Consider the following 25,730-nt stretch of genomic DNA (forward strand, 5'->3'; position numbering starts at 1 on the left):
GGAGCTTCAGTGGGAGCGGTTGTCTCAAGCACTTTCGCGACGCTTTGATGCAAGGAATGCGGAGTCTGTTTTTACCTGCAAATCAATTAAGAACGGAGTTTCCAGGGTCAGTCATACTGCACTGGCGTTAGAAAATACTGGGAAAGGAAAATAAAAGATGAAGCTGCCGTCCGATCGGGGTATCATGAGTCGCTCAATACTCAGGCAGTAGATTTTGGGGGATTTATTTCCCCTGTCAGCGAAAGGACTTATACATGCGGCAACTCAATCCATTGGTGTGGGCGGCAGGACTTATTGTGGTTGTGCTGTTCGGTTCAGATACCTCAGAGTGCGCCGAGTCAACAACGGAAGTTGCTCGCATGGCTCGGGAAGTCCTTGATCCAATTGAGAACCCAGTCAAATTTCATTTCGAGAAGATCGCTGACATTCCTTTGAAAGAATTCGGTGTCGTTGCGCAATCGCCAGCAAATGGCGGACGACTACTGTTTTGCCAAACTGAATCAGAAGATGTGTTTCTGTGGGACGTTGAGAATCGCAAGAAGTTGTGGACTCTCTTACGGAAAGACATGCCAGAGAATGTTCGCTCGATTGCTATATCGCCGGACGGTGCGCATGCCGCGATTGGATACAACGCCGGCAAGGTGGCCGTGCTGGATGGAAAGACGGGGGAAGTTCTCATCACTCATCAATTGCGAGACTTAGCTGTAATTACCGTCGGGTTCACATACGACGGAAGCCAGGTTTTTGGCGCTGACATGGAAGGCTTCTCTTTCATTACACCTCTACTTCAGAGGACTACGAAGATCGATCCTGGTATCGATACCAAAATCATCAAACATGTTCTGATGGCTGCGACTAGCAACAATCGGTGGTGGAAAGTGCTCAACATGCGCGATAGGCCAGAAATTCACCAATTCAGCTCAGAAGGTCCACTCGATGAAAGTGACTCTCCCATTCGCGCTGGCTATACATTTGGTTGGATGAAATCGGGCCCCAATTACATCATGCTGCTAGATGCGGCATCGAAATATTGGATTCGAAGGGTGGAGACTGGCCCAAACGGGGAGACTTTCAAGACGATGCCGCTTGAGCAAAGAGGTGGCATCGCCATGGCCTTCGATCGCTCTGGCGAGACGTTTTGGCGGATGGACCGCGAATCCTTAGAAGTTTACGACACGAAGACTGATGAAAGAGTAGCAAACGCGACATGGATGGAGGTTATTTATCCCGGTACCGTGTGTTATCTGTTTCCCGACGAGGAACGTATGCTGGTCACTTGTAAGGGGGACAATGCTTCGCTCTGGCAACTCACCGGTGACCGAATGGGGATAATCGAGGGGACGAAAAGTCGCGTAAACGAACTCATCGCCGAAGAGCGTTTCGACGTGATTGAAGAAATTGCCCGGCGTTGGAATGGGCAGATCGATCATTTTCGGTACAGTTCTCACGAGACTCCAACTTCGTATCTGATCGACGAATTGGTCACTTACGAAGAGGTTGATCTGCCCAAGGAAGAACGTAACTCGCGTTACTTAGACTGGATCGCGAGCCATGCCGAGGATTGTCAGTTCATGCGTTTGGTGATGTTTCATGTCTACTATCGAACTGCCTATCTGCATCGAGGTAACGGGCCGGCCTCAACTGTTACCGAGAAAGGTGCCGTCAAGTATGAGGACTACATGAAACGGGCCTGGGAGGTTCTTGAGCCGATCTTCGATCAAGAGGACGTTCCAGCGGAAGCTTACACCTGTGCCATTATGGCCGGCAAGAATTTTCAATGGGAGCCTGCCGTAATCGAAAGTTATCTCCGCGCTTCTGCCGCCAAGTGGCCAAAATATCATCGCACCTACTCCGAGGAAGCAGTGGCAAGGTTACCTCGCTGGGGAGGAGAGCCAGGGGATACGGCTCGGTTCGCTAGTAAAATGGCGGAAAACGTGGGTGGAGACGAAGGAGATATCCTTTACGCTCAAATCTTTCGTTACGTTTCGAGATACACGAGTGTCACGGAAATCCTTAAAGATCCTGCTTGTGATCACGAGCGTTTTTTACGGGGGATGTTTTTGCTGGGGCAGCAGAAGTCCAACCATAACGCATTAAATCTTGGAATTTTTGCCTCCAATGTATTGAATGATGCAGCGATGGCACGCAAATTCGCTGACAAGTTTCTCGAGTTGGATGTAAAGCCAAGTTCAGAGATCTGGCCGAGGAAATTCGAGTTAATCGATAAAGCGATCGCCGATGCAAGGAAAGCAAAGTTCGAGGCAATGGCAAAATAGGAAGATTCAAAGAAGGATTTATGACCGCCAAAAGGAAGGTAGGCTCGTCGAAGGAAGCATCCAACAAGCCTGACCATTCAAATGAGACAATCATCGCTCCCGATCTTCCCTATCGCCCGTCCGATCCCCCTGATTATCGACCGCGGATTGGGCTAATCGGCTGTGGCGGAATCACAGGGCAACATCTCAACGCTTACCGAAACGCAAAGTACGATATCGCAGCGTTGTGCGATGTGATTCGTAGCAATGCTGAGAAGCGTCAGCAGGAATACTTTCCTGAGGCCGACATCTACACTGATTTCCGCGACCTTCTTGCCCGCGACGATATTGAGGTGGTTGATATTACAACTCACCCGGAGGTCCGGCCACCGCTGATTGAAGCGGCACTCAATGCTGGAAAGCATGTCTTAAGTCAGAAGCCGTTTGTGCTGGATCTCGACGTCGGGCGGCAATTGGTTGCTTTGGCGGACGAAAAGAAGCGACTGCTCGCGGTGAACCAGAATGCCCGCTGGGCTCCTCACTTCAGTTATGCGCGTGAGGCTTATCGAACTGGTCTACTAGGGCGACTTCATGGTGTCCACGTTTCCAAACGTTGGGATCATCGTTGGGTCGCTGGGACACCGTTCGAGAACATCAAACACTTGCTTCTTTACGACTTCGCAATCCATGCGTTCGACTTCGTTAACTATCTGCTTGACGGTGAGAACCCGCAGAAAGTCTTCGCTTCAACCACACGCACCAGCGATCAAACGCTAATGCCGCCACTGTCAGCGAACGTAACGATTCTCTACCCGCACACCCAAGTCACGCTCACCTACGATGCAGCCACACCGTATGGCCAACAGGAAAGTACTTATCTGGCGGGCAATGAAGGAAGCATTTTTAGCACCGGTCCGCACGAGCGAGAGCAAACGCTTACGCTTTCCACCAAACAAGGAATTGCCCAGCCGAAACTCGAAGGATGCTGGTTCCCCGATGGCTTTCACGGCACGATGGGCGAGTTGTTATCGGCGATCGCGGAAAACCGTCAACCGACCAACAGTGCTGGGCAGAACCTTACTGGTCTGGCGACCTGCTTTGCGGCGGTTCACAGTGCGGAAACCGGGGAGGTGGTTGTGCCGGGGGAGGTTCGGCGAATGCCGAGTCCATGCGACTAGTTCTCTTCAGGCTGGTAAGAAAACGCCTGATTATCCAGCGGCTTCACCCACACGTTACGAAACTGCACCGGGTTATCATGATCTTGTAGAAAGACGGGGCCGATCGATGTTTTTAGCTGCTGCTCGGCGATGGCATCGAGGTAAGGTGTTGTCTGATAGCGAAAGGGATGATAGTTCGAGCGCGGTTCGCTGAGCTTCGTGGCGTCTTGCACCTTCTTTCCGTTTAACCAGGCAGTGATTTCACCTTCTTCAGTGATCTTCCCATTGTTATCGCGGCGAGGGGCTTGGTAGCGGATGTCATAAACTTGCCATTCTCCAGGGCCTTTGGCGGCATTCACCAACGCAGGGGCAAAACCATAGACGGCGCCCATGTCTCCCTGGTCGAGCTTTTCTTTGTCGGCCGAGTCGATGATCTGTAATTCGTAGTTGCCATGAATGTAGATGCCGCTATTCCCGCTTCCCTTTTCCGGAAGCAGGAACTCGACATGAATGTCGGCGTCGCGGAAGTGCAATTGCGAGACGATATGATTGGAACGTGTTTCGCCACGAGTCGATGTCACCACGCCATCTTCGTTCGGCCAATCGATCGTACCGCCAGATTTGCTCAAGAATCCATTCTGATTCTCGCCGAGAAGCACAATCGCATCTTCCGGCGGCTGAACTGGCAGCGGCGACTGTGTCGGCTGGAATTCGCCCGCGAAGCTGTGGCAAGTGAACAGCGAAAGAGTAATGACCGCGTAAGTAGCCAGACGGAACGTGGGCATGTTGAGCTTCCGGGAAGGGATTGTGGGGGGAAGGTAAGATCGCATCATTCTATCACGATCCCCGTCTCAATTCGATTGACGCGGTTTCAGAGGCCAGCTCTGATCGCATCCAAACCAAATTCCAGGAGTGGCGTACTCGCCTTATGCAGTTTGACCAGCTGGTTTACGATCGTCCCGTCGATCCAGACGTTAGGTGTTTGATTTTGCGTAACAACCAGGGACTTCAGCTTCAGGTAAGGGGCGTGTTCGTGATCGGAGTATTGCGAGTAACCACGCGGCATCGATTTAAGTGGCTCGAACTGGGCGAATTCGTAACCGGACTTGAGCAGCTTCTTCGTAATCGTGCGAAATTGCTTCGCATCTTCGAGGATACGATCGCGAAAGAAATTCAAGACTCTTGTTTCCAATTGATAGAAACCTGCCGCGATAAATCCGCCATCGGCAGCAAGGTGCGCGTAGAGCAGGGCGGTGTCGTCTTTCTTGAAGCCGGACGGCGTCAGCAGACCACTCACGTGTTCGCTGTAGGGACGTTTGTCTTTGGAGAAGCGAACGTCACGATTCATGCGGAACATGGTCTGTTTGCTGCCAGACATCGGCCGCCGGGCATTTTTCAACTTGCGCGACGTAACTTCTAACAGATCCGCGAATGGATCTTGCAACAGTTCACGGATTTCCTGCTTATGGGGCTGGAACCACTCGCGATTGTTGTTGTCGTGCAGTTCTTCCAGCAGTTGGAACGAGCGTTTCGCGAATCCAAATTTGGTCATCGTGTTGATTGAATAAGATGAGTCGCTTGCGGAGCAGGGCAACCTGCTCACTAAAGTCTTCATTTGTAATTCATTCGAACCACCGTCACCACATATGCCCGCTTCCTTAAGAAGACAGAATGCTCATTTTGGTAACGCCAGCTTGAACGCTTCCTGAAACATCTCGAAGTTTTCGATCTGTGGCAGGTGGCCGAGACCGGGAAGTTCGATGACATCGATGTCGGGATTTCGGCCTTTGATCTTCGGACCAATCGCGTCATAACGTCCCAGTTCGTATTCGACACCATCGCGTTTCCAGTTTCGGCCGGGGCCAGTGCGATCGCGGGTTCCGACAATAAGCGTTGCTGGCACCTGGAAGTCTTTAAACTCTTCGACGACCGGCTGGGTGAAGATCATGTCGTAGGTCAGCGCGTTGACGTAAGCTAGATCCTTCCAGTCAGGTCCTTGCACCCAACCGACCAAGGGCTCGGTGAGGGCAGCGTATTGTTCATTCCAGGCACCGTCGTAATAGTTCTTTTTTTGATAAGCGACGATCTTCTCAGGCGTCTGCTGCAATTCATTCTGGAAAAAGAAATCGACGTCCTTGTACTGGACATATTGGAGATAGTTCTCCAAGCCAATTGGATTGACGAGGATCAGTTGCTGCGTGGAGTCTGGGTAGAGCAGAGTATATCGCGAGGCCAGCATGCCACCCATGGAATGACCGACAACGATCGGCTTTTCGATTCCAAGAGATTCCAACAAGCCGTGCGTATTGTTGGCGAGTGCTGCGAAGCTGTATTGATAATCCTTCGGTTTGCTTGATTTGCCGAAGCCAATCTGGTCTGGCATCACCACACCGTAACCGAGCGATTGAAGCCACTTCGCCGTACGCTGCCAGTAGGCCCCGTTAAAATTCTTACCATGCAACAGAACAACGTTTGGCATCCCTTGCGTGGTGGGCGGGAGGTGCATGTATGCCATTTCCAAATCGTGTCCTTGCGATCTGAAATCGTACGTCTTAACCGGAAAGGGATAGTCGTAGCCGCTGAGCCGCTGGTCGAACGATAGGGCGTCTTGTTGCGCCACAGCGGTGCTTGCCAGCCCAGTAATGATGGTGATCGCCAGGATTAGAACGCGAGTCATACAGTCTCTTCTCAATTGTTGGGCACATCTAGGGACAGCTAGTTCTCGCTCGGATTGTAGCGCCCAAGAGGCTTCAGCCAATCCTTCCGTCTCGGGGAACCAGACCGTTGCAAAAGGTGTACGGAAGAAATGTTTCGCAAAGAAATGAAAACGCTCCGTTAGCGGAACGTGCCAGTTTCGTCGATGACGGGCGCATAAAAACGCCCCAGCTAAAAACGCTGAGGCGTGGGGAATCGTGGAGGAACGCTCTGAGTGTTAATCCGTAGATCGCTTCAAGGAGAATTGAATCAGGTGCAGGCCTGTTTCATCATCCACCATGATCGAACCTTGGGGAGCAAGGTACTGCGAGATGACCTTGAAATCGGGCAACGGATTGGCATTCAAGTTGCCTTCCAGGTTGCTGAAAAAGTTGTTGTTCTCAGCGCGGCCGTTGATGAAGCTCCGCGTCGAATCGGCTTGGATCAGGTCGTAGAACATCCGTAGTCCTTCTTCCGGACGCGAGAAGCTGACCATGGCAACTTTTCGTTCCCCGGCCTGCTCGAGCAAACGATTCATCATCAGCTTGAAGCTGAGATCATTCGCTAAACGAGGCGTGTCGCCACCCTGCGTTAGCGCGACATGCTCGACGATGCCGGGTCGATCCGCGAAGAATACAAAGTCGCCAATCAAGCCAAAGCAAGGATGGGGACGAAGCGAACGACGATTCTGCATGCGTTGCCGACGTTCGTCAGAGACATCTTCTGGAATCGGAGCATCCGCGATCTTCAGTTGGAAGAAAGTCGCATCGCCGAAATTCCGACGTTCGACCATATCGTTTAAGCGTGGCAAAGCTTCCACAAGACCGTCGAGCGTTCGCTGCATCGCGGCTCGATCTTTAACTTTGGCGGCGATAAACGTAGCCTGACTGTTAATTCGAGCCGGCGGTTCGTACCACTGAACCAGCGTGAACTTGCCTTCCAGGTTGTCAATTACTTCTTTCTTGAAGTCGATCCCGGTGGGCTGATTGATGCGGCGATCGATGTCGTCGGCCAGTTTGCCCTCGCCAATGATACTATCGTACAACTTCTCGATCGCTTTGTAGCTCTTATCAACTTCCCAGTTCATCGTCATGTAATTGGTAACGTCGTCCGGGACCCATGCTTCTGGTTCGGTCGAAGCATTCTTCATCTGAATAATCTCGATGATCCCAGTTCGCGGGCGTTCGAGCATCACGTGAAAATGGCTGATGGTATCGAATTCCTCGGCTGCTAAGATCGTGCTTCCACCGACGGCTTTCACGCCGTCCAACCCGAGCACGGGCATGAAGGCCATGATGTACCCGCCGCCGTCTTGATTGCGAACGATCGAACGAAGGACTTCCATTGGATTGACGTACCAAACCATCTGGGCAGGCTCATCCTTGGTGCCGCGCGACGAGGCGACAATCGTGCGAAAACGATCATCCGATGCCAAACTGTCTTCTCGTGTACCCTCCCAATGATCAATAATATCTTCGAGCGCTTCGATGCGATTCGAGGCCAACAAGGTGTTGTCGTGGATGCAGACTGCCAAGGGGCCGCCGCGACCATGGATCAACATGATTTCGGAGTCTTTGAACTTGTTTTGTTCGACCGGGGCACCGTCATTCGCGGCCAGGTTTTCCAGCAGGTCCAAAACTTTCTCGGTCACACGTGTGTCGTCCCCCAGTTCGCAGAAGATCACCACACCGGGAACACCTTCCTGCATCGCGACCACGCTGATAGCAAGCTCCCCCTGGGGAATGCTCAGCAGTTCTTCCAAGGTGATACCACTTCGCTCTTCGGCGTCGGCTATCGATTGTTTGATGGTCTGCCAGATGCCGTTGACGAACGGCTTCATCTGAGGGTCGTTCGCGGCACGCCCAATTGCGGTTTGATCGAGCTTTTTGACGTAATCCTGAGTATCGGCCACCCGGATAAAGGCAACCGTCTGGTCTGACATGATCTGAGCGGCATTAGGCTCGGCCGCTAAGCAGTTGGCAGCCACCAAAGATACGAGGAGCAGACTGAAGAGGGTGGGCGGGAATCGCATTGCAAAGCACCTTAAGTGGTGAACAGAGAACGGTTTCTGAGCTGACGTACTAAAACTTCATACCAGATTCGATCAGGTAAAGTTTCAAGATTGTAGCGGAATATACCGCTGGGGTATCCCTAACAAGTGGCCGAACGTTTCCAGACGAACCTATTGTACCGTGGTGCACGGGAAAGCCGCTGCTGTCGCGGCCGTTTGACCGATGATAGTGATCAACCCGTTGTTCGTTGGAAAAGCGATAGCATGACCCACTGCGGGGCCGTGAATCGCGAAATTCCCTTGGTATTTCCTCGAATGTCCGCGATAATGGGGCGTATCAGATAGAACGCGCGGTTACCCAATTTGAAGATTGCTCGCCAAGGACGAGAAAAACCATGCGCAAGAACTGGATTGCCGGTGCCTGTGTCGCTTTGCTAGGAACCCTCAGCTGGGGAGCCTGGGACGCGTCGGCTCAAACCATTCAGCAGCCAAGCAGCAACTTCGGCTCAAACTCAAACAGCAACCTCGGCAATTCCATTAGCCCAGGCAACAATATGTTTTCATCGCCGTTACCGACCCCTACGTTCGGTAACGGTTCGATCTCCAGCGGTTCGAGCTCGGCAAGTGGCAACTTTGGTGCTTCTTCGACTTCGGGAGCTGCCGGAACATCGGGCGCTACGAACGGTGGCGCCTCGATGATGTCTCAGAACGCGCTAAATCCGTTTGGCGGAGCAACGGGCACCACTGGGGGTGCGACCAGCGCGTTGGGAAGTCGAAGCAGTTCCCGGGCGAGCAGCTTCGGTCAATTCGGTGCGTTCAATAGCCTATTTGGTAACCAAGCATTCCAAAACGGCTTCGGGCAGAACGACACTCCTCGTCTGCCCACAAAGTTAGCGATCAAATTCGAGCATCCTTCGATTCCCGCAAATGTGGTCAACAGCGATGTGAGCCGGCGGGTTAGCAAGGTTGCTAAGTTTCCAAACGTTACCGTGACTGTGGAAGGCCGTGTGGCCACGGTGACGGGGACTGTGGCATCACAAGATGATTTTGACCTCGTGGACCGATTTGTGTCGCTTGAGCCTGGGGTGTCTGAGGTTGAAAACCAGGTTGTTGTCCTGGAACCGAACCTAGAGGATAAGTAACACTTTGCTGGTTTGGTAACGAGTTCCCCTTTGACAAGTAGTCGGCATAGTTCGACGCGTTGGTGAACTCCGGCCGGTAACTCTGCATGTTGATTCCCGGCTTCAGCTGCATCGATTGAGGGGCCCGACTCTGAAAGGGCCCCGCGTTATTAATGGCCTGTTGCTGCTGCATTAGCGGACGCGAAGTTCGCTCGATCTTCGGGGCCACATTCTGAGTCGGGTAGGCTGCTGCATTAGGCTGACTCGGTGCTTGGGCTGGCAATGACGAATTGCGCAGTCGGCCTTCGACCGATGTTGGCAACGAAATCGTCGTAGTTCGTAACTGCGATCCACTTGGCTGCATGTTGCTGTGAGTGTTCATCACTGGATACGAGTTGCGCTGATAGTTGACCTGAGCGACTTCTGGCGGAAGGAAATCGCTGGGGCTCGGTGCCGTTTGCTGCGGATATTGCTGCGTAGGTTGTTTGACAATGCCTGGCAGCGGCTGCTGGGTTTGTTCCCCCATTAGCACTTGGCCTGCGGTGGTTCGGAAAAACGGAGCGAGAATGATTTCTTTCTGTTCTCCGCCAACTCGATCCCAAGGAACCCAGAAGCTGTACGAGTGTCCCAGCTTCGACATGCTGTAATGACTCTGCAGCTTATCTGGCTCGAAGACGAACTTGCGATCGGGACGTTCTGGGTCCGATCCTTCGGGACCCGATTCATCGTAACCGTAGACCGTTAGTTGACCTTCCACACGCACCGGACGATTCGATTCGTCGTAGAAGTGGACCCGTCCGCCAAAGCCGCGAATCGGAGGATCGTTGGGGTTATACCGTACCGTGTCCTTCCAGTTGACGACCATCTTAATGGGCATCTTGTATTCTGGTTCATCCGATTCCCACGGCATCTTTGGCATCTTGCCGACCGAAGCACATCCGCTGGCCGAGACGATAGTCAGGCAAAACAAACTGATCGCGATGGTGAAGCGTCGCATAATGGTGTTTCTCCTTTTGTCTTCCCAATGGCACTAGCGAACCGGCTGTTGTTGCGGAGCCTGTGGGGCGTAATAGCCCTGTTGTGGCTGAGCTTGCGGTGGCGTATTTGGATAGAAGCCTTGCTGGTAGCCAACAGGCCGGACCCCAGCTGCTTCCAGGTTCACTGGACGCAGCGGCGAGCCGTTTGGTTGTTGGATACTGGGAAAGTTCGTCTGCGGAGTGCCTTGCAGCGGCATGTTCGGCTGCGGCAAGGTTTCCGGGAATGGAATCACTGGGTTCTGTGGACCGGCCGGTGGCATTTGGTACAGCGGTGGCACGATCTCTGGGAAGCCCGTTGGGTTTTCATCAGGGTTGATCGCCATGATTCCAGAATCCATTGGCATCGACGGGTCGATACCAGACAAGGCGTCCGTACCATACAAGTTGGCGACGTCGGCCAAGCACCAGCTCATGCGGCACATCTCTTGCTCCTTCAGGTAGTTCGCGTCGGCTTCCGTGCGTACCACGATCGGAGTGATGATGATCAACAGCTCGCTTCGCTGCGAGTTGTAGCGATCGTAGCGGAAGAGGCGACCCAAGAGCGGGATGTCACCAATCAGCGGAACCTGACGATTTTCGACTTCGACCGAGTTGTTAATCAAACCACCGAAGACAATTGTTTGACCGGAGCGAGCACTGACCACGGCGGTTGCCGTTTGCGTGTCGATTCGTGGCGAGCGAATTACGTCACCGTTCTGGTTGATCGAAACTGGCACGCCGTCCGCATCGGAGCCGGTCGCCGAACGCTCTGCTTGAAGAGCCATCACGACCATCCCATCTGGGCTGACGCGTGGTGTCACGCTCAGGATGATACCGGTGTTGATCAGCTCGGTCGAGTTGATCGTACCGTTGTTGGTTTGCTGGGTCGACGTGATATAGGGAACACGCTGACCAACCTGAATGAAGCCAGGCTGATTGTCCATCGTTTGAATATGTGGACGAGCCAAGACTTCCAAACGGCTTTCTTGTTCCAATGCTCGGACTAGCACGCTCACCGATTCGCTGGCGGCTGAGAAGACAAAACCACCATAACCGAGGTCGCTGCTGCTGCGGCCCAGGGCGAAGTTGGTAAGACCCTGCGATCCAACGGCACTTGCCGTGGCGAGGCTCGCGGCACTCGAGCTATTGCCAAGTGGCTGATTGTTGAAGTTGAAACCAGGGACTGAGGTGCCACTGGAAACAACGCTACGGTCGAACAGTAGCGAGTCTTGCAAGCCAAGTTCGATGCCGAACTCTTCGGTGTCATTTAAGCGAACGTCCGCGATCAGCACTTGCAGCATCACCATGGGTGGGCGTGCATCCAACTCACGGATGATCTCGAGCACTTGGTCAAAGTATTGCGGTGTGGCACTAATGATCAGGCTATTGCTGAACAGTTCCGGCACCACGATCACATCTCGCACCAATTGCTGGAACGGGCTGACCACAGAAGGATCGAGCGTTTGCAGCTGACGTTGTTCGTCCAAAAGGGCGGTTAACGATTCGGCCACCATGTCGGCTCGAGCGTTCAGCAGGCGAACCACCGTGCTCTTACGTTCCGTTGCTTCATCTTGATCCAAGCGAAGTAAGATCGCTTCGACCACGGTTAGGGCAGCCGACGAACCGGAAGCAATGATGCTGTTCGTTCGTGTATCAACGGTGAAGTTAAGCGGGATGAGACTCGATTCGCCTGCTCCACCCGCACCACCTGCGGCCGCGAAGAAGGGGTTGGCTTGCTGAGCCTGGCTGTTCGCCGATTGAACGGTCTGGAACAGTTCGTTCAACATGTTCGACAACTGTGTGGCGTCGCCATTGACGATCGTGAAGACTTTGATCTGCGATTCGGCCGATGGCTGTGAATCGAGATGCTTCACGACGGCTAAGACCAAGGCCATGCTGTTTTCCGGAGCCCGAATAATCAGGCTGTTCGAGCGGGTATCGGCAGTGACCTGAACTTCGTTCAAGATACCTGATCGCAGAATCTGCTTATCACTAGCATCCAAGGTCATGAAGGTCAGCATCGCCGCACGAACCTGGGCGCTGGTCTGGTTCTGCTGCTGACCACCGGTACCGGTCGAGACACCTGTGATCGCCTCTTGCAGGATCGGAGCCAGGTCTTCCGCGACGGAGTTGCGAAGCTGGACGATTTCCAATTGGAGAGTCGATTCGCTTTTAGGAACGTCGATCTGCTTGATCAATGCTTCGATCTCGACCATGTCACGTGGACTGGCGGAGACAATCAAGGCATTGCTGCGGACATCGGACGAGACGCGAACGCGTGTACCCAGGGCAGTCGGTTCTGCGTAAAACTCCGACAGCTTGGTTTGTGCTTCTGCCGCCGATAGGTAGGACAGCAGGAAGACACGCATCGACTTGGAAGGACCGACTGGCGTATCAAGCTTGTCGATCAATTCCATGATACCCTCAACGCTTTGTTCGCGACCGATCAAGAGAATTGCGTTGGGTTTGTTCAACGCAACGATGCTCACCTGGCCGTAGCGGGTGTTGAGCATGCTCTCGTACAGTTCATTGATCATTGTGGCGACGGCTTCGCTGTTGGCGTGCAGCAGTTCGCGAACTTCGATGACCGGACGCGTCTCGACGCTCAGTTTTTCGATATCGTTGATGATTCGCGTGATGCGGGCGACATCCCGAGCATGACCACGAACAACGATGACATCCAAACCTTCCAGGAATTCGATTTGAACAGGACCGATCAAACCGCCATCTTCTTCGGGGGTGATCGTGAACTGCGGATTGTTAGGATCAGCTTCGGCGGGAATATCGATTGGGCCTTGGCCGCTTGGCTGGCCGATGATCTGGGCTGCGTTGTCTTCATCGTCAGCAGTCGCTTCTGGCGATTCTGGCTGGAAGATCATTGCTGCCATGTCGCCACTCCAACGCAGCGTCTTTTTATCGGCGACACCCTTAAGGGCTTCAAAGACTTGGCGTTTGGCCAGGCTGTTTTCTACGTCTTTCAACGGATCGAGGGCCTTGGCAACGTCTGCGCGATCGGCGTTGCGGAAGGCAACCAGCGACGTTCGAAACGCATCGCTATGCGAAGGCGTGTCCATCGCCCGGATCACTTCGCCCCAGCTACGAGCGGCATCTTGATCGCCACGAAGAATCGCGGTGTTGTCATTGCGATAAACTTGCAGACTGACCTTCTTAGCGGTATTGGTTGGCAGGGTCATGATCACCAACGCACCCTCGGCCGAGTAGCTGACGGGAATTCGCTTGCCGACTAGTTTGTTGATGCCTGATTCGAGACCTTCACCTTGCAGGTTCTTCAGCTGGATCTCAAGCTCCAGCATGCCATCCCCCAGGTCCTTGGTGCGTTGGTATTTAGCGGTCTGCGATGTCGCCTTGGTGGTGGGCTTTTGTGGTTGCGGGCGAACTCGAACTTCGGCTTGCTCCAGCATCGTTGGCTGCGGAGTTTCTGCTGGCGAAGCGACTTGATAGCCCGAACGATTGACGAATTCAGCGATCTGCTGCTGCGTAGCTGCAGGCGCCGAGACAATCATTTGGCTATTCGATTTGTCCATGCTGATCGAGACGCCCGACTTGCCGTCGAACAACTGCTTGAGCACATTGGACAAGTTGTCCAACTTCTCAGGAGCGATTCGATATGCCTGGATCTGGGCATCCTGTATGGGCGTTTGGGCCCAGGCGGGAACGCACAGTAGGCTGCTTAGCACCACGACGATTGTGTGGGCAAGAGTTCGAGCCATAAAACTTTGATCGTTGGGGGTGATCATCCGTTGTCCTCACTTCCATGGCGCAGCTGAAGTTAGCTGGATTACCGCGCACCTCGCACTACTTGGAATATTCGGAAGGTGGGGATTAACCCCTACACCGATTTCAATCGGTACAGCCGACAAATATTCGCGCCATGTTAGACTTTGACGCCTGGAGAAGGGCCGTAGAAACAAAAAGAGCCCGCAGCTAGCTGCGGGCTCTTGGTTATTCGACAGAAATTGGATGTCGAATCGTGTTTCGAATGAAGTTTTACGAAGGCCCCATCGGCAGGGCATCGGCCACGGGTTGACCGATGGAAAGCAAACGAAGATCTCCTTCGATCTCGATCACAACTTCTCGGTCGCGAACGTCAATCACCTTGCCTTTGAGTGTCCCAATCGTGAACGTTTCGCCGGGTGCGAGTCGCATTTGGCGATTCTTAGGGCGGTTGTTCAACCAAGCTCGCGGCTCGCCACCCACGGTGACGGTACCAGTGAGATAGGTGTACTTCGCTTCATCGAACGACGGTGGACGCTCCCGGGGCGGTTCGACTGGGGCAGGTTCCTTGACGTTGATCACCAGTTCCTGAGTTGTCGACTTCGCAGGGGTTCGATTATCGCGTGCTTCGATGGTGACCTTATATTCACCCAGTTCCGCCGGCGTCCAATTCAACGAACCACTTTCACTAAGTTCGAGCCCTTCAGGAAATTCCTTACCCAGGTAGAAACTGACTTTGTCGTCCTTGTCCGGATCGCTAGCACTCACGCGATACTTAAACGAATTGCCTCGCTCGGCTTCGACCTGAGTTTTCGACGTAAATAGCGGCGGCTTGTTCGCTGGCGAGAAGAGATTGCGAGTGGTGATCTTGTCGATGTAGTCCTTCACGTTACCGTGAGTCAGCTGATTGAGACGAACGTCGTCCGGGTTAGGAACTTCAGCGGCTCCATCCACGCTGAGCACGGCGACATCCATCGAGATGTCGAGCTTGTCGCTCGTCTTTGACGGATGAATTGACAGCTTGGTGAACTTGTGCAGCACGTTGAACGAGTAGAACTCGTAAGTGAACTGAACCAATTCTTCCAAGGTTGCTTTGCCTGAGAGGTTGAAGCTGTGCTGACCATGATTGCCAGCCCGGCGGAAGTTGTTCGGTTTGACACTCACGTTGCTGAAACCGTTCGCCTCAAGCGTGTCACGCAAGCGATCTTGGTAGAAAGCTTGACTCGCACGAACACTTTCCGGCAAGGCATGCTTCTGGTAGGTATCCAAACGCTGTAGCGCTTGATTTGCCTTCGCCTCGCTGAATTCCTCTTCTTTGAGGGCTTTCGCAAGCGCGTCGATTTGGCGATCTCGGTGCTTGATCGCGCTGAAGTACTGATTCATGAAGTAGTAGCCACCAACGCCCAACACCAGGACGCCAACCAGGATGGCTAGAAATCGTTCGCGTTGGCTCATGACTGGTCCTGCTGATTGCTGATGTTCGTGTCGGCCGTGTCAGTAGCCGGCGAAGGATTTTCTTCTGGGGCGATTTGGTTTGCTTCTTCGGTGCTGACTGCCTCGGTCTCTCCTTCGGTTGTGTCTTCAGGAGAAGCTTCTTCGGACTCAGCGGTTTCGGCTTCTTCTTTTGCCGAAGCGACCGCTTGCGGAGCAAACCGATCCGATTCGTCATCGATCACGGTGATGCTCTCCAGAAAACTCCAGCGATAAACACCGCCTGCATATTCTTCGTACTTGCTCTCACGACCTTGGATTTGGTGATAGTCATCTCGCAGACTACCTTCCAGCTTGGCGATTACCGATTGATCCGAAACGTAGCCATCGAACGAGATCGTTCCCCCGGCATCATTACGGGTTCCCATATGCATCTGCTTGATGATCGCTTCATCGGCGGGCGGCATCTTGTCGGAAAGTCGGTATAACTCGTCGAGCCACTGCACGTCGGCGGCAACCCAGCGGTCGATCTCGCCGATCTGTTCTTCGATTTTGAGAAGTGGTTCGTTGGACTTCTTCATCTTCGCGATTTCAGCTTTCAATCGCTCGATCTCAGCGTCCTTGGCGCCGATGCCTCCCCAGATGACATAACCAAGCACCAGTACGACACACGCTGCGGCGAGTGCCCCCAAGACGTACGTGCGACGACGATCGGGGGGCTCAGGTTTCTTGCGAGGGTTTAGGAAATCGATCGCTGGGTGGCTGCCGGTTGAGTCGGCGAGAAGCAACCCGATGAGGGCACCAAGCTGACCGGCCGTTTCGGGTGGCACTTCCACGGAACTGGTGACATGTTCCGCCGAGAGTGGATTAAGGAACGAGACTGACGTCTTTACGTCTCGACCAAATTCCTCCCACTGAGTCTGCGCGGTCGGTTGGCCGAGGATGACAATCTGCGAGATCGCGACGGAAGAATCCTTGGTCCGAGCGGCGAAGATCGTACGTCGAATTTCTCCTTGTAGCGCCTTCACGAACTCTTCGGAGCCAGGTTCGCCAGGAAGTCGCGTCGACCGGGTCATCACCACTTCGTTCTGATGAACGACGGTAAGCTCGACTCGATCGGCCAACGTTTCGATCAGCAGAAACGTTTGCCCCGCCAAGTTCGACTGGCTGGCGGCCAGGCGGGCAGCACCAAACGGGCGAATGTAGAAGCTTTGTGGTTGAAGCTGGGCCTGACTGCACAGCTTGTGGCAGGCCTTCAACTGCTTGGCTGAAATAGCCGCGGCATGGACACGTGTCTGTCCTTCGGCCGTCATCGGAAGGCGAACGAAGTCGACCACGCCGTCATCGCCGACCGTGGCACATTCGCGGATCGCCTGGTAGCGGACGATTTCCGGAAGTTCTGCGTCGGGTACGGGAGGAACAGAAAAGATTTGCAACTCGATCGATGAGCGATTGATACCCAGAATCGCTGGTACCTTGCTCAAACCGAAGCTGGCGACTTGTTCTGTCAACAGTCGGCCCGCGCGTGCTTCAGCAGATTCGGAACCTTCGCCCGCCGCGCTCAGCGGCACCACGATCGCCTGTTCGACGGTAATACTCGAGCCGCGTTGGCGGGCGACCACCATCCGCAGTGCTTGCGAGTCCCATTCTATTGCGAGTTTTTTAGCCATGTCTCTATTGTATTTCACTTAGGCCGATAGCGGGGGTAAAATTCGCCCGCTTGCTGGCTGAAATCAGTCGATTTGTCCGTCGTCCATTCCTAATTCAACCCCGAGAACCTCCAAAGGGTGTCCCCGGCCAAGTTCGGTCAAATCACGCCAAAGCATGACCTTAGGTTGCGGTTGCGTCGCATCCAAGACGACTTCATGACGGCTGAAAGCCTTGCCGTCCTCGAAATAACCAACGACCTGAGCTCGGTAAACATCTCCACCGCCACAAATGAATGGTGACAACGTCTTCATTTGATCAAGCGTGACAAGCCCTTGCGTCAGGATCCAAGTTTCGTGTCGTGTAATCGGGTTTTCTGGATCTGGCGTCGGGATTCGTTGTTCCAGAATCAGGCTCACGATTTCTTCATCCATACCAGGGATACCCATCAGGATTTCGTAGGGGGCCTGGTTGATGTTGATCCGGCCAGGAATCACCGGCGACGGATTGATCGTCATGTTGTCTAGCAGTTCGGGCAGGTAGGTGCTCATCGAGATCAAATCGTCCGAGAACGGCGACTGCAGTGTACCGTTTTGCACAGGCACCGACGCACCGACCAAATCGAGAATGTTGGTGATCTGCGTTTGACCTTGCTGGCTCAGGTCGAGTTGAACTGAGTTTACATTTTGTCCGCCACCACCGCTGTTGCCACTCGATCCGTTGGAGTTGCTTCCGTAGATTCGATACGCACAGATGAAGTCCGCGTATTCGGCAGGGAAGATCGCAGTGATGTTGTTGTGCAGCGTCTGCAGATCTTCCTCGTTCAAGTAGATCTTCGGCTGACCGTCGGTGGCGTAGTTCTTTTCCATGCTGACCAGGGTCAGATAGGAAGACCAGCCGAGGTCAGGTACCAAAGACAACATCTCGGTCTCGGCTTGGTCCATGTTGGGGCTGGTTGCCCACTCGTGCTCGTCGACCTGGCCGTTGCGATTAGTATCGCGTCCGAACAAAAGCTCCGGCACGACACCTTTGACCAGAAGTAATTCTTCGACCGTTTCGAGCGGGCCATTCTTTGGGTTGTAAGGGGTATCAAGCGTGTTGTAGTATTCGAATTCCGCTCCGAAGTCGCGAGGTTCGTCGTCTTCGTCTAGGTAGTCGAGAATACAATCGGCGATGTCTTCCGTCATGCCTGGCAACGCCAGTAGAAGCGTCTTGCCGGCGCCTTCCGACTGTTGTTCCATCATGAGCAAAGCGTTCAGATTAACGCGTGCGGACTCGTCTTCCAGCCCGAACCGAATTCCTTCGATCGAACCATCCGCATTCAACGCAGGAGCAAGGATCGAAAAACGCCCGCGCGATTCGGCATCGGGGTCTGGATGAACCAATATTCCCCGCATGAGATCCGGGTTGTCGTAGATTCCTCCTTGCTCTTCGATCAACTCCTGCTCTTGCTCCAGGAAGACCGACAACATCGCCACGCCGCTCTCCGCGACATTGCGTGCTTGGATCTGGCGACCCGTAAGATGCGCGGCCTTGTTCTCGATGAACATGAGCTCGGTGAACGCGAACGCCGACAGCGTGATCATGACGACGACGACCAGCACCACAAACAAGATGGCACCGCGTTTACGGCGTACGTGTCGGTTTAACTGGGAAGGATGACGATGGGTCATAACGGCAAATCTCCGTCAGACGACAGCGTATCGGTCGTTTCCTCTTCCTCTTCGTACGGTTTCGCGATCGGAATGCGAATCAAGCGACGGAAGACCTTGCCGGTGGGATTGCCATCTTCGTCCGTGACGGCGAGGCTGTAATCACCGGCTAACATGGCCTGCGTCGCTTGGTGATCGCGAACTGCAATCATCACATCGACCGCCATCGGTAGCCCGCCCATTTCTTCCGAGTTCCACTCTTCGAGCCAGCCAATTCCGTCGAAATAGCGGAAAGCCAACATCGAAACTTCGGGTGCCAAAATCTCCGCGGAGGCGTCCAAGTTGGTCGACTGACCGTTGTTCATGGCGTACTGCGTCACAGCGCGATCCAGTTCGCGGCGAACCAAACCAAACTGTTCTTCGGTAATCCCTGCATCACCAACCACACCATGCCCCAGAGACGAAACGCCTGGTTGCAGCAAGAAATAGGTAACCGTCTTGATATCGCTCGGAATATCTCCCAGTTCGCGACTCAAAATGCTACTGTATTGCGGGTCGTACTCGTCGATGCGTGGCACGCGACTGATATCAAATTGCAATTCCATGGCGTTGCCGTACAGCCCGATCGTGGTCGGCAGGACGGTGGATGCCGCGATGTCTTCCGTAGACGAACCAGCCAACGCGTCGGAGGCCATGGTCGGATCGATTCCTGCTGCCGAGGCCGCGGAAGCGAGATCGGCCGAGCCACTTGCTACCGTACTGGCGGCCAAGTCTTCGACCGAAGAGAAATCGATTTCATGTTTCCAGATGGCGCTCCGCAGATCATTCTCGATGGTCCGCATGACCGCGCGAGCGAGTTGCGCCTGTTCGATCGCGTCTTTACTGGTGTCGACCTGAATCAGGAAAAAACGAATCGCACCACCGACCGCCATCATGACAACGATCGAAAGTGCCGAAGCCAGCATGACTTCCAGGAGAGTGAAACCAGAGCGTGAGTCGGAAGTAGGCATTCGCATTAGAACGTGCTCCCCGTGGTTGACTCGGTAGGAGCACCATCGCTTGTTTCGGGAATTTCTTCCAATGCCAATGCAGGGTCTCGCATCCAACGCACGATTTCAAAGGTATCGCTCTGAGCGGCGGTCTGTGCTCCCGAGCGACGTACTTGGACCATCATCATGATCAGTCCATCGACCGGGGCTGGTTCCCAGTTGATGCTATACACCCACTCGGTATCTTGCTCGACCGAGAAAGTATTCAAGTCAGTCATCATGCTGATGTTCATGTCGGTGACGGGATCGGGCTGGATGAGACCCAGCGAGATCGCTTCCATGACCGTTTCCGCGAGCATCTGAGCTTCGCTGAGCCCTTGTGATTGCCTGGCGCTTTGAAATCCAAGTCCCACCAGCTGACCAAGCATCGCCAACGACATCGCCAAGATGGCCAATGCCAACATGACTTCAATCAACGAGAAGGCGGAACGTTTGGTTATCTGGAGGCGCGATCTCATCGTTACTCTCCTGCGTCGGTGAGTTCTGGTTCGACGATGCGCGCGATGCCGGTCAGGCCACGCAGCTTAACCGTGAGGATCGTGCCGCTCTCGCTCCGCAGGTAGATCACAGCATCCGACGTCGTTCCATCAGGATAGAACAACACCGGAGACGACCAGCCGGAGATTTCGAGATCGCCACCTTGCTCTTGGGCAAGTTCGTAGCTTCGCATATCGATTTCGACATTGTTCGAAACGAAAACGATTCCTTCTTCCAGCGTGTCGTTGACCTTCTCTTGCTCGGCCGACTCAAGCACCAGATTGGAGATGCCAACACCCTGGCTGGTACCCGCGAGGTTGTTTTCCAACTCGTCACTGCTGCGGATGAAGGGAGCGACGGCGAAGTTGCCTGTCTCGGGCTGAAAGCGGAACATGCGAATCCGGCCAGATTCCATAGCGTCGACTCGGGCCCGCATGAACTCTGTTTGGATTTGCTCGGCCGAAACTTTCAGACGATGTCCTTTCAGCGAACTAAAGATTGCGGGTAACCCCAAGCTGATCATCGCCGCCAGGATCACCAGAACCAACAGGATTTCCAACAGGGTAAACCCTTCGCGCTCGCGCTGGACCGATGGTCGAAGCGTCCGTTTAGATTCGGATTGAACGGGAAGGAGAATCAAGCGAAGATCCTGTCAAATTACGAAGCGGGGTGCCATGCCCACTTCCGACGCAAGCTATGGCATTGAATCCAATAGGCTGACGTGGGAGTGGGCATGGCACCCACGAATTCACGATTGATAATAACTAGCCCGAAATGTCGTCATCGGTACCGCTGGCACCATCAGGACCCATCGACCAGACTTTGTAGGTCGCGCCGGTAACTTCGTATTGGTATTCGTTATCCCATGGATCGATTGGCATCGTGGGGTCTTCCCAGTAAGGACCTTGCCACTTGCCGTTTTTGTCGTCCGAAGGTTGGTTGATCAGGTTGTCCAGCGAAGCAGGGGGCTTGTTCATGTTCAACTGGTACATCTTCAATGCGTTGTCGATCAAACCGACCTGGGTCTTGGCGGCATTCACCGAAGCCTGCTTCTGAGCGCTGAAGATGGAAACGCCAGCCAAAGAACCGAGGATCACCAGAATGACCAGCACCAACAGAACTTCGATCAGCGTGAAACCCGCGGCGGGACGGCGATGTCGTCGATTACGAGACATGAAATAAATACTCCTTAAGACAATTGTGGGTGTGTTTCGATTTTGTAATTGGTTTACAACGCCCCGCTCATGCGGAACACTGGCAGCAGTAGCGCGATCACGACCACCAGCACAACGCCAGCCATGGCCAGCAGCATCATCGGTTCTAAAAAACGGACCGCCAAATCAAGTCGGCGAGAAGTTCTTCGCTCGAGACTGTCCGCTATTTCGATCAGCACGCGATCAAGCGAGTTTGATTCTTCCGCGACACTGATCATTTCGACCACCGTCTTCGGAAAATAACCAGAACTGCTCAGCGGTGCGGCCAACGATTCACCTGAAGAGATGTTCTCGGAGGCGTCTTCGATGGCGGTCGCTAAAATTCGGTTACCGGCGGCTTCGCGACTGATTTCCAATGCTCGCAAAATCGGCACACCGTTTTTAAGCATTGTCCCCAGAACGCGACAGAACCTGGCAACGGCCAAGTCCAACATGATGCCGCCAAATAACGGTACTTTGATCTTGAAGTAATCAAAACGTCGCTTGCCGGTTTCGGTATTCAACTGCGTTCGCAGATAGAAGAATAGACCGACAACCCCTATAGCTATAAACAACCCATAGCTGTTCAAGGTTCCGCTAAACCAGAGCAACCAGTCCGTAATTGGGGGAAGTTGCCCTCTTTCTCGAAGACGCGCAAACATTTCCTCGAAGCGTGGTACGAAGAACACCAGCAGGAAGGTCAAGATCCCGCTACCAACCACGGCTAGGAAGATTGGGTAGGCCAACGCACTGACGGTCCGCCCTTTGAGGTCTTCCTGCTCTTCGGTAAACGCGGCCACACGCTCCAGGGCGTCTTCCAGGAAGCCGCCTTCCGCGCCCGCTTTGACCATGTTGACGGCCATGTCGTTGAACGCGCGAGGGTGCCGGGCCATCGCCACATCGAGCGCTTCCCCTTCTTCCACGCGTGCACGAATGTCTTCGAGCACACCCTTAAGGGCTTCGTTCGAGGCTTGTTCGTAAAGCACGTTCAACGAACGCATCAACGGCACGCCACTACGAACCAGCGAGGCAAGTTGGGAATAGAAGTTGGCTGCGAGTTGGGGGCTGACTTTCTTGCCACCAAACTGAAAGCGTCCCCCTTTTTTCTCTTGCTTAACTTCGATCGGGAACAACGACTTCGCCATGAGCGAATTCAATACGTCCCCCTCGGTCTGCGCAGTCAGTTTGCCGGCGACCTTTTGTCCCTGCAGATTTCGGGCAACGTAAGCGAAGTCAGGCATTTGTTTGGAATGACTTGGGGTGAATGAAAAACGTTATTTCGATTATTTCAGACTGCGTGAGGCATCGCTCTTGGTGACGCGCAAGATTTCTTCGACCGACGTATGACCGGTGATCGCCTTGCGCCAGCCATATTGCCGAAGGGTCGACATGCCTTCTTTCATGGCGGCTTGTTTGATCTCCCAACTGCTGACGTTGTCGTGAATCATCTGACGGACGTTTTCGGTCGTGGTCAGCAGCTCGTAGATACCCATTCGACCGGTATAACCAACGCCACGGCATTTGCGGCAACCGACGGGATGGAACATTCGGGTCTCGTCTTGACTCATCAATTCGTCCCACGGGAAGTCGTCCGGTAGGTCGGCACGATGAACTTCATGCGGTGTCTTGCATTCCGGGCAGAGGCGTCGCACGAGACGTTGCGCCATCACCCCTTCTACCGTCGATGCAATGAGGAACGGCTCGACCCCCATGTCGGTCATACGAGCAAACGATCCAGCGGCATCGTTGGTGTGCAGCGTGCTGAACACCAAGTGACCCGTGAGCGAGGCCTGAATTGCATTCTCAGCGGTTTCCAAGTCACGAATTTCACCGACGAGGACAACGTCCGGGTCATGACGCAAAATACTGCGAAGTGAAGCACTGAACGTCAGACCAATCTTCGAGTGGACTTGGATCTGGTTGATCCCATCCAACTGGTATTCGACTGGGTCTTCCGTGGTGATGATCTTGGTAGCTTCGTCTCGGATTTCCAGCAGCGAACTGTACAGGGTGGTCGTCTTACCAGAACCGGTGGGCCCGGTAACCAGGATGATCCCGTGCGGCTGGCGAATGATCTTTTGAAATTGGGAATAAACGTCAGCATCCATCCCCAGCTTTTGCAGGTCGAACGAGAGATTTCCCTTGTCGAGAATACGCATCACGATACTCTCGCCGTGGATCATCGGGATCACCGACACACGCACGTCGATCTCGCGACCGCGAACTTTCAACTTCATACGACCGTCTTGCGGCAATCGCTTTTCGGCGATGTTCAGCCGCGACATGATCTTCAGACGGCTGATGATTGCCGCTTGGAAATAATTGATTTCCGGTGGAACCGGCTGCGAGTGGAGCATACCGTCGATACGGTAACGAATCACGACGCTGTTGTTCGATTGGGTTTCAATGTGAACGTCGCTCGTTCGCGTCTCAATCGCTTCCAGGAGAATTTCGTTCACCAGGCGGATGACCGAAGCTTCCTGTTCGATCTCGGCCAGTTCGCCCCCATCGTCGTCGAGGTCTTGCAGTAACTCGACACCGGCATCTTCCTCCTCTTTACGCGCCAACATCCCTTCAACCGTCTCGCCACCAACACCGAGGTTGGCTTTGATCAGCTTGGCGATCTCGGTTCGGCCGGCCAGCACCGGCTGCACACTCAAGCCGGTGGCTGCCGCAACTTCGTCCAGTGGATAAAGGTCGAAAGGATCGCTCGTAGCGACAACGATGCTGCCGTTCTCGCGTCGAACAGGTAGGAGCGACTGGCGATAGATCAAACGCTGCGGAATGCTGCGGATCAGCGCCGTGTCGATCTCGGTATGCGTCAGATCGATAAAGTCGAGCCCAACCGCTTGGCCGAGGGCCTTTAGCGCTTCGTCTTCTTCCACGAAGGAGAGTTCCACTGCTTTGGGAATAAAGTCCGCACTCGATTCCTGTTCGCTGCGGACGATGTCAGCCTGTTCAGGCGTTAAGAGTCCGCAGCTCAGCAGAATTTCACCGGCATCGACCATGAAGAATTGTCACTACTTGGGGGAGAGGTGTGGAGGGACTAACAATCTATACCAAATCGTTAAACTTCTATGCCCCTACGATGGGGTGTTTGTGTGATTGGCAAATCCGACGGGATTGGTTTTAGCTTGCTAAGTATTAAACGTTTTGCAACGGGTATTTGTTTCGCTAATTTCCAAATCGGAACTTCCAGGTCCCGATCATAACGCTTAACCCCTCGCCGGGCAGACCAGCGAGGGGTTAACGAATGATTCGGTTCCCGAGTGCAAGTACCTGGGAGGTAGCGACTTAGATGTCGCCGTCGTTGCCACCGCGTTGTCCGCGTTGGCCACGCTGACCTCGTTGGCCGCCAGGACCACCTTGGCCACGTTGTCCACCCTGGAAGCCGCCTGGGCCGCCGCGTTCGATGACCATTTCAAATGGTTCGCCGACCATCTTCTTCCACTTCGCTTGCTGTTCTGGGGTCAGCATCTTGACCAATTCTTCGTCCGCTTCTTTGCGAAGCTCAGCGACTTTGGCCTGCATTTCGGTTTGCAGTTCTTCCGCTTTATTGCGAAGTTCTTCCAGTTGAGCTTCGGTCAGGCCGAGTTCATCCGCGATTTCTCCGCTGGTGAATGATAGGCCACCACGACCGCGCGCTTGCTGTTGAACCTGGATCTGCTTCAAGCGTTCCAGTTGATTTGGCATCAGGATCTTCGCGAGACTCTTTTCGGCGTCTTCACGAGCGGTACGCAGTTTGTCGAATGCCTCTTGGCGTTCCTCTTCGCTGGCGCCACGCAAATTGCCGAACATCCCACGCATATCGTCACGCATTTTGGCGTTCAGATCTTGGATGTCTTCGTCTTGCGAAGGAACCAGTTCGATTTCCTTCTGGACCGATTCGTTGCTCAGCAGGGAGAATAGATCACCACCGCCGAATCCGCCGCCAAAACCGCCTGGGGCACCACCACCTGGGCCGCCACGGAATCCACCACCGCCAGGTCCTTGAGCCATGACGGAACTCGATGCGAAGGCCAGAGCCACCGCACAAACCAAAGCAACCAGCAATTTCATCGACGCACCTTTATTGAAAAGTGAGGGGCACCGCCCGGGAGCGGGGCGGAAGAAATGTATTTGCGGACTCGCGGTCCTGTTTCGCAACGAGATGCGGAGGAGGGGAGTCAACGTTCAGATAGGGTCAACCATTTCCAGAGAACAAGGTTCCGGCGAAATTTTCGGATCGATGCCGATAATCCCAAATTTTCTTCAGAATTGGGCAATAAGGGCACAACCGACCTAAGGAGATC

General features: G+C 54.0%; 18 protein-coding genes. 3 read left to right on the forward strand and 15 right to left on the reverse strand.

Annotation, left to right across the window (positions count from 1 at the left end; translation table 11 throughout):
- The first annotated feature begins 254 nt into the window (after positions 1-254).
- On the forward strand, positions 255-2,276 hold the full coding sequence (locus C5Y83_RS23585; RefSeq protein ID WP_105332257.1) for a WD40 repeat domain-containing protein: 2,022 nt from the start codon (positions 255-257) through the stop codon (positions 2,274-2,276).
- A 20-nt stretch (positions 2,277-2,296) separates the two neighbouring features.
- Positions 2,297-3,433, forward strand: coding sequence for a Gfo/Idh/MocA family protein (locus tag C5Y83_RS23590; protein WP_105332258.1), 1,137 nt, complete (start codon positions 2,297-2,299; stop codon positions 3,431-3,433).
- Here C5Y83_RS23590 and C5Y83_RS23595 read toward each other — a convergent pair.
- From C5Y83_RS23595 to C5Y83_RS23610, 4 genes are all read right to left on the reverse strand, one after another.
- Positions 3,430-4,197 (reverse strand): DUF1080 domain-containing protein, encoded by a 768-nt coding sequence (locus C5Y83_RS23595; RefSeq protein ID WP_158262488.1) that lies wholly within the window; start codon positions 4,195-4,197, stop codon positions 3,430-3,432. The genes C5Y83_RS23590 and C5Y83_RS23595 overlap by 4 nt on opposite strands.
- Before the next feature lie 86 nt (positions 4,198-4,283).
- The gene (locus C5Y83_RS23600; RefSeq protein ID WP_158262489.1) at positions 4,284-4,964 is read right to left on the reverse strand and encodes a DUF2461 domain-containing protein; all 681 of its coding nucleotides are present in this window, start codon (positions 4,962-4,964) and stop codon (positions 4,284-4,286) included.
- 123 nt (positions 4,965-5,087) lie between these two features.
- Positions 5,088-6,089, reverse strand: coding sequence for an alpha/beta fold hydrolase (locus C5Y83_RS23605; protein ID WP_105332261.1), 1,002 nt, complete (start codon positions 6,087-6,089; stop codon positions 5,088-5,090).
- Positions 6,090-6,344: 255 nt separating this feature from the next.
- Entirely contained in the window at positions 6,345-8,138 is a 1,794-nt protein-coding gene (locus C5Y83_RS23610) for a hypothetical protein (protein WP_105332262.1), read from the reverse strand.
- 677 nt (positions 8,139-8,815) lie between these two features.
- On the opposite strand from C5Y83_RS23610, the gene C5Y83_RS30205 reads away from it, so the two are divergent.
- The gene (locus C5Y83_RS30205; protein WP_409994600.1) at positions 8,816-9,259 is read left to right on the forward strand and encodes a BON domain-containing protein; all 444 of its coding nucleotides are present in this window, start codon (positions 8,816-8,818) and stop codon (positions 9,257-9,259) included.
- Between the two features lie 1,009 nt (positions 9,260-10,268).
- Here C5Y83_RS30205 and C5Y83_RS23620 read toward each other — a convergent pair.
- From C5Y83_RS23620 to C5Y83_RS23670, 11 genes are all read right to left on the reverse strand, one after another.
- Positions 10,269-13,985 (reverse strand): secretin N-terminal domain-containing protein, encoded by a 3,717-nt coding sequence (locus tag C5Y83_RS23620; protein ID WP_158262490.1) that lies wholly within the window; start codon positions 13,983-13,985, stop codon positions 10,269-10,271.
- A 277-nt stretch (positions 13,986-14,262) separates the two neighbouring features.
- Positions 14,263-15,444: a putative Ig domain-containing protein gene (locus C5Y83_RS23625; protein ID WP_105332265.1), complete on the reverse strand. Its 1,182-nt coding sequence runs from the start codon at positions 15,442-15,444 to the stop codon at positions 14,263-14,265.
- On the reverse strand, positions 15,441-17,090 hold the full coding sequence (locus C5Y83_RS23630; RefSeq protein WP_105332266.1) for a hypothetical protein: 1,650 nt from the start codon (positions 17,088-17,090) through the stop codon (positions 15,441-15,443). Before C5Y83_RS23630 ends, C5Y83_RS23625 begins: the two co-directional genes overlap by 4 nt.
- Before the next feature lie 63 nt (positions 17,091-17,153).
- Positions 17,154-18,740: a type II secretion system protein GspK gene (locus C5Y83_RS23635; RefSeq protein WP_105332267.1), complete on the reverse strand. Its 1,587-nt coding sequence runs from the start codon at positions 18,738-18,740 to the stop codon at positions 17,154-17,156.
- On the reverse strand, positions 18,737-19,735 hold the full coding sequence (locus C5Y83_RS23640; RefSeq protein WP_105332268.1) for a prepilin-type N-terminal cleavage/methylation domain-containing protein: 999 nt from the start codon (positions 19,733-19,735) through the stop codon (positions 18,737-18,739). Before C5Y83_RS23640 ends, C5Y83_RS23635 begins: the two co-directional genes overlap by 4 nt.
- Positions 19,735-20,226 (reverse strand): prepilin-type N-terminal cleavage/methylation domain-containing protein, encoded by a 492-nt coding sequence (locus C5Y83_RS23645; RefSeq protein WP_105332269.1) that lies wholly within the window; start codon positions 20,224-20,226, stop codon positions 19,735-19,737. The genes C5Y83_RS23640 and C5Y83_RS23645 overlap by 1 nt, the downstream gene beginning before the upstream one ends.
- A gap of 2 nt (positions 20,227-20,228) precedes the next feature.
- Positions 20,229-20,885, reverse strand: coding sequence for a prepilin-type N-terminal cleavage/methylation domain-containing protein (locus C5Y83_RS23650; RefSeq protein WP_105332270.1), 657 nt, complete (start codon positions 20,883-20,885; stop codon positions 20,229-20,231).
- A 124-nt stretch (positions 20,886-21,009) separates the two neighbouring features.
- Complete coding sequence (gene gspG / locus C5Y83_RS23655; RefSeq protein ID WP_105332271.1) at positions 21,010-21,420, reverse strand: type II secretion system major pseudopilin GspG; 411 nt, start codon at positions 21,418-21,420, stop codon at positions 21,010-21,012.
- A gap of 53 nt (positions 21,421-21,473) precedes the next feature.
- Positions 21,474-22,679 (reverse strand): type II secretion system F family protein, encoded by a 1,206-nt coding sequence (locus C5Y83_RS23660; protein WP_105332272.1) that lies wholly within the window; start codon positions 22,677-22,679, stop codon positions 21,474-21,476.
- A 42-nt stretch (positions 22,680-22,721) separates the two neighbouring features.
- Positions 22,722-24,446, reverse strand: coding sequence for a GspE/PulE family protein (locus tag C5Y83_RS23665; RefSeq protein WP_105332273.1), 1,725 nt, complete (start codon positions 24,444-24,446; stop codon positions 22,722-22,724).
- Positions 24,447-24,732: 286 nt separating this feature from the next.
- Positions 24,733-25,497, reverse strand: a complete 765-nt coding sequence (locus C5Y83_RS23670; protein WP_158262491.1) for a hypothetical protein — start codon at positions 25,495-25,497, stop codon at positions 24,733-24,735.
- Positions 25,498-25,730 lie beyond the last annotated feature (233 nt).

This window comes from Blastopirellula marina (genome assembly GCF_002967765.1).
Taxonomy (GTDB): domain Bacteria; phylum Planctomycetota; class Planctomycetia; order Pirellulales; family Pirellulaceae; genus Bremerella; species Bremerella marina_A.

Bases quoted from the DNA above. Each gene is read 5' to 3' on its own strand.
- C5Y83_RS23585 (WP_105332257.1), top strand. From the start codon at position 255: ATGCGGCAACTCAATCCATTGGTGTGGGCGGCAGGACTTATTGTGGTT.
- C5Y83_RS23590 (WP_105332258.1), top strand. From the start codon at position 2,297: ATGACCGCCAAAAGGAAGGTAGGCTCGTCGAAGGAAGCATCCAACAAG.
- C5Y83_RS23595 (WP_158262488.1), bottom strand. From the start codon at position 4,197: ATGCCCACGTTCCGTCTGGCTACTTACGCGGTCATTACTCTTTCGCTG.
- C5Y83_RS23600 (WP_158262489.1), bottom strand. From the start codon at position 4,964: ATGACCAAATTTGGATTCGCGAAACGCTCGTTCCAACTGCTGGAAGAA.
- C5Y83_RS23605 (WP_105332261.1), bottom strand. From the start codon at position 6,089: ATGACTCGCGTTCTAATCCTGGCGATCACCATCATTACTGGGCTGGCA.
- C5Y83_RS23610 (WP_105332262.1), bottom strand. From the start codon at position 8,138: ATGCGATTCCCGCCCACCCTCTTCAGTCTGCTCCTCGTATCTTTGGTG.
- C5Y83_RS30205 (WP_409994600.1), top strand. From the start codon at position 8,816: ATGTCTCAGAACGCGCTAAATCCGTTTGGCGGAGCAACGGGCACCACT.
- C5Y83_RS23620 (WP_158262490.1), bottom strand. From the start codon at position 13,985: ATGGCTCGAACTCTTGCCCACACAATCGTCGTGGTGCTAAGCAGCCTA.
- C5Y83_RS23625 (WP_105332265.1), bottom strand. From the start codon at position 15,444: ATGAGCCAACGCGAACGATTTCTAGCCATCCTGGTTGGCGTCCTGGTG.
- C5Y83_RS23630 (WP_105332266.1), bottom strand. From the start codon at position 17,090: ATGGCTAAAAAACTCGCAATAGAATGGGACTCGCAAGCACTGCGGATG.
- C5Y83_RS23635 (WP_105332267.1), bottom strand. From the start codon at position 18,740: ATGACCCATCGTCATCCTTCCCAGTTAAACCGACACGTACGCCGTAAA.
- C5Y83_RS23640 (WP_105332268.1), bottom strand. From the start codon at position 19,735: ATGCGAATGCCTACTTCCGACTCACGCTCTGGTTTCACTCTCCTGGAA.
- C5Y83_RS23645 (WP_105332269.1), bottom strand. From the start codon at position 20,226: ATGAGATCGCGCCTCCAGATAACCAAACGTTCCGCCTTCTCGTTGATT.
- gspG (WP_105332271.1), bottom strand. From the start codon at position 21,420: ATGTCTCGTAATCGACGACATCGCCGTCCCGCCGCGGGTTTCACGCTG.
- C5Y83_RS23660 (WP_105332272.1), bottom strand. From the start codon at position 22,679: ATGCCTGACTTCGCTTACGTTGCCCGAAATCTGCAGGGACAAAAGGTC.
- C5Y83_RS23665 (WP_105332273.1), bottom strand. From the start codon at position 24,446: ATGGTCGATGCCGGTGAAATTCTGCTGAGCTGCGGACTCTTAACGCCT.
- C5Y83_RS23670 (WP_158262491.1), bottom strand. From the start codon at position 25,497: ATGAAATTGCTGGTTGCTTTGGTTTGTGCGGTGGCTCTGGCCTTCGCA.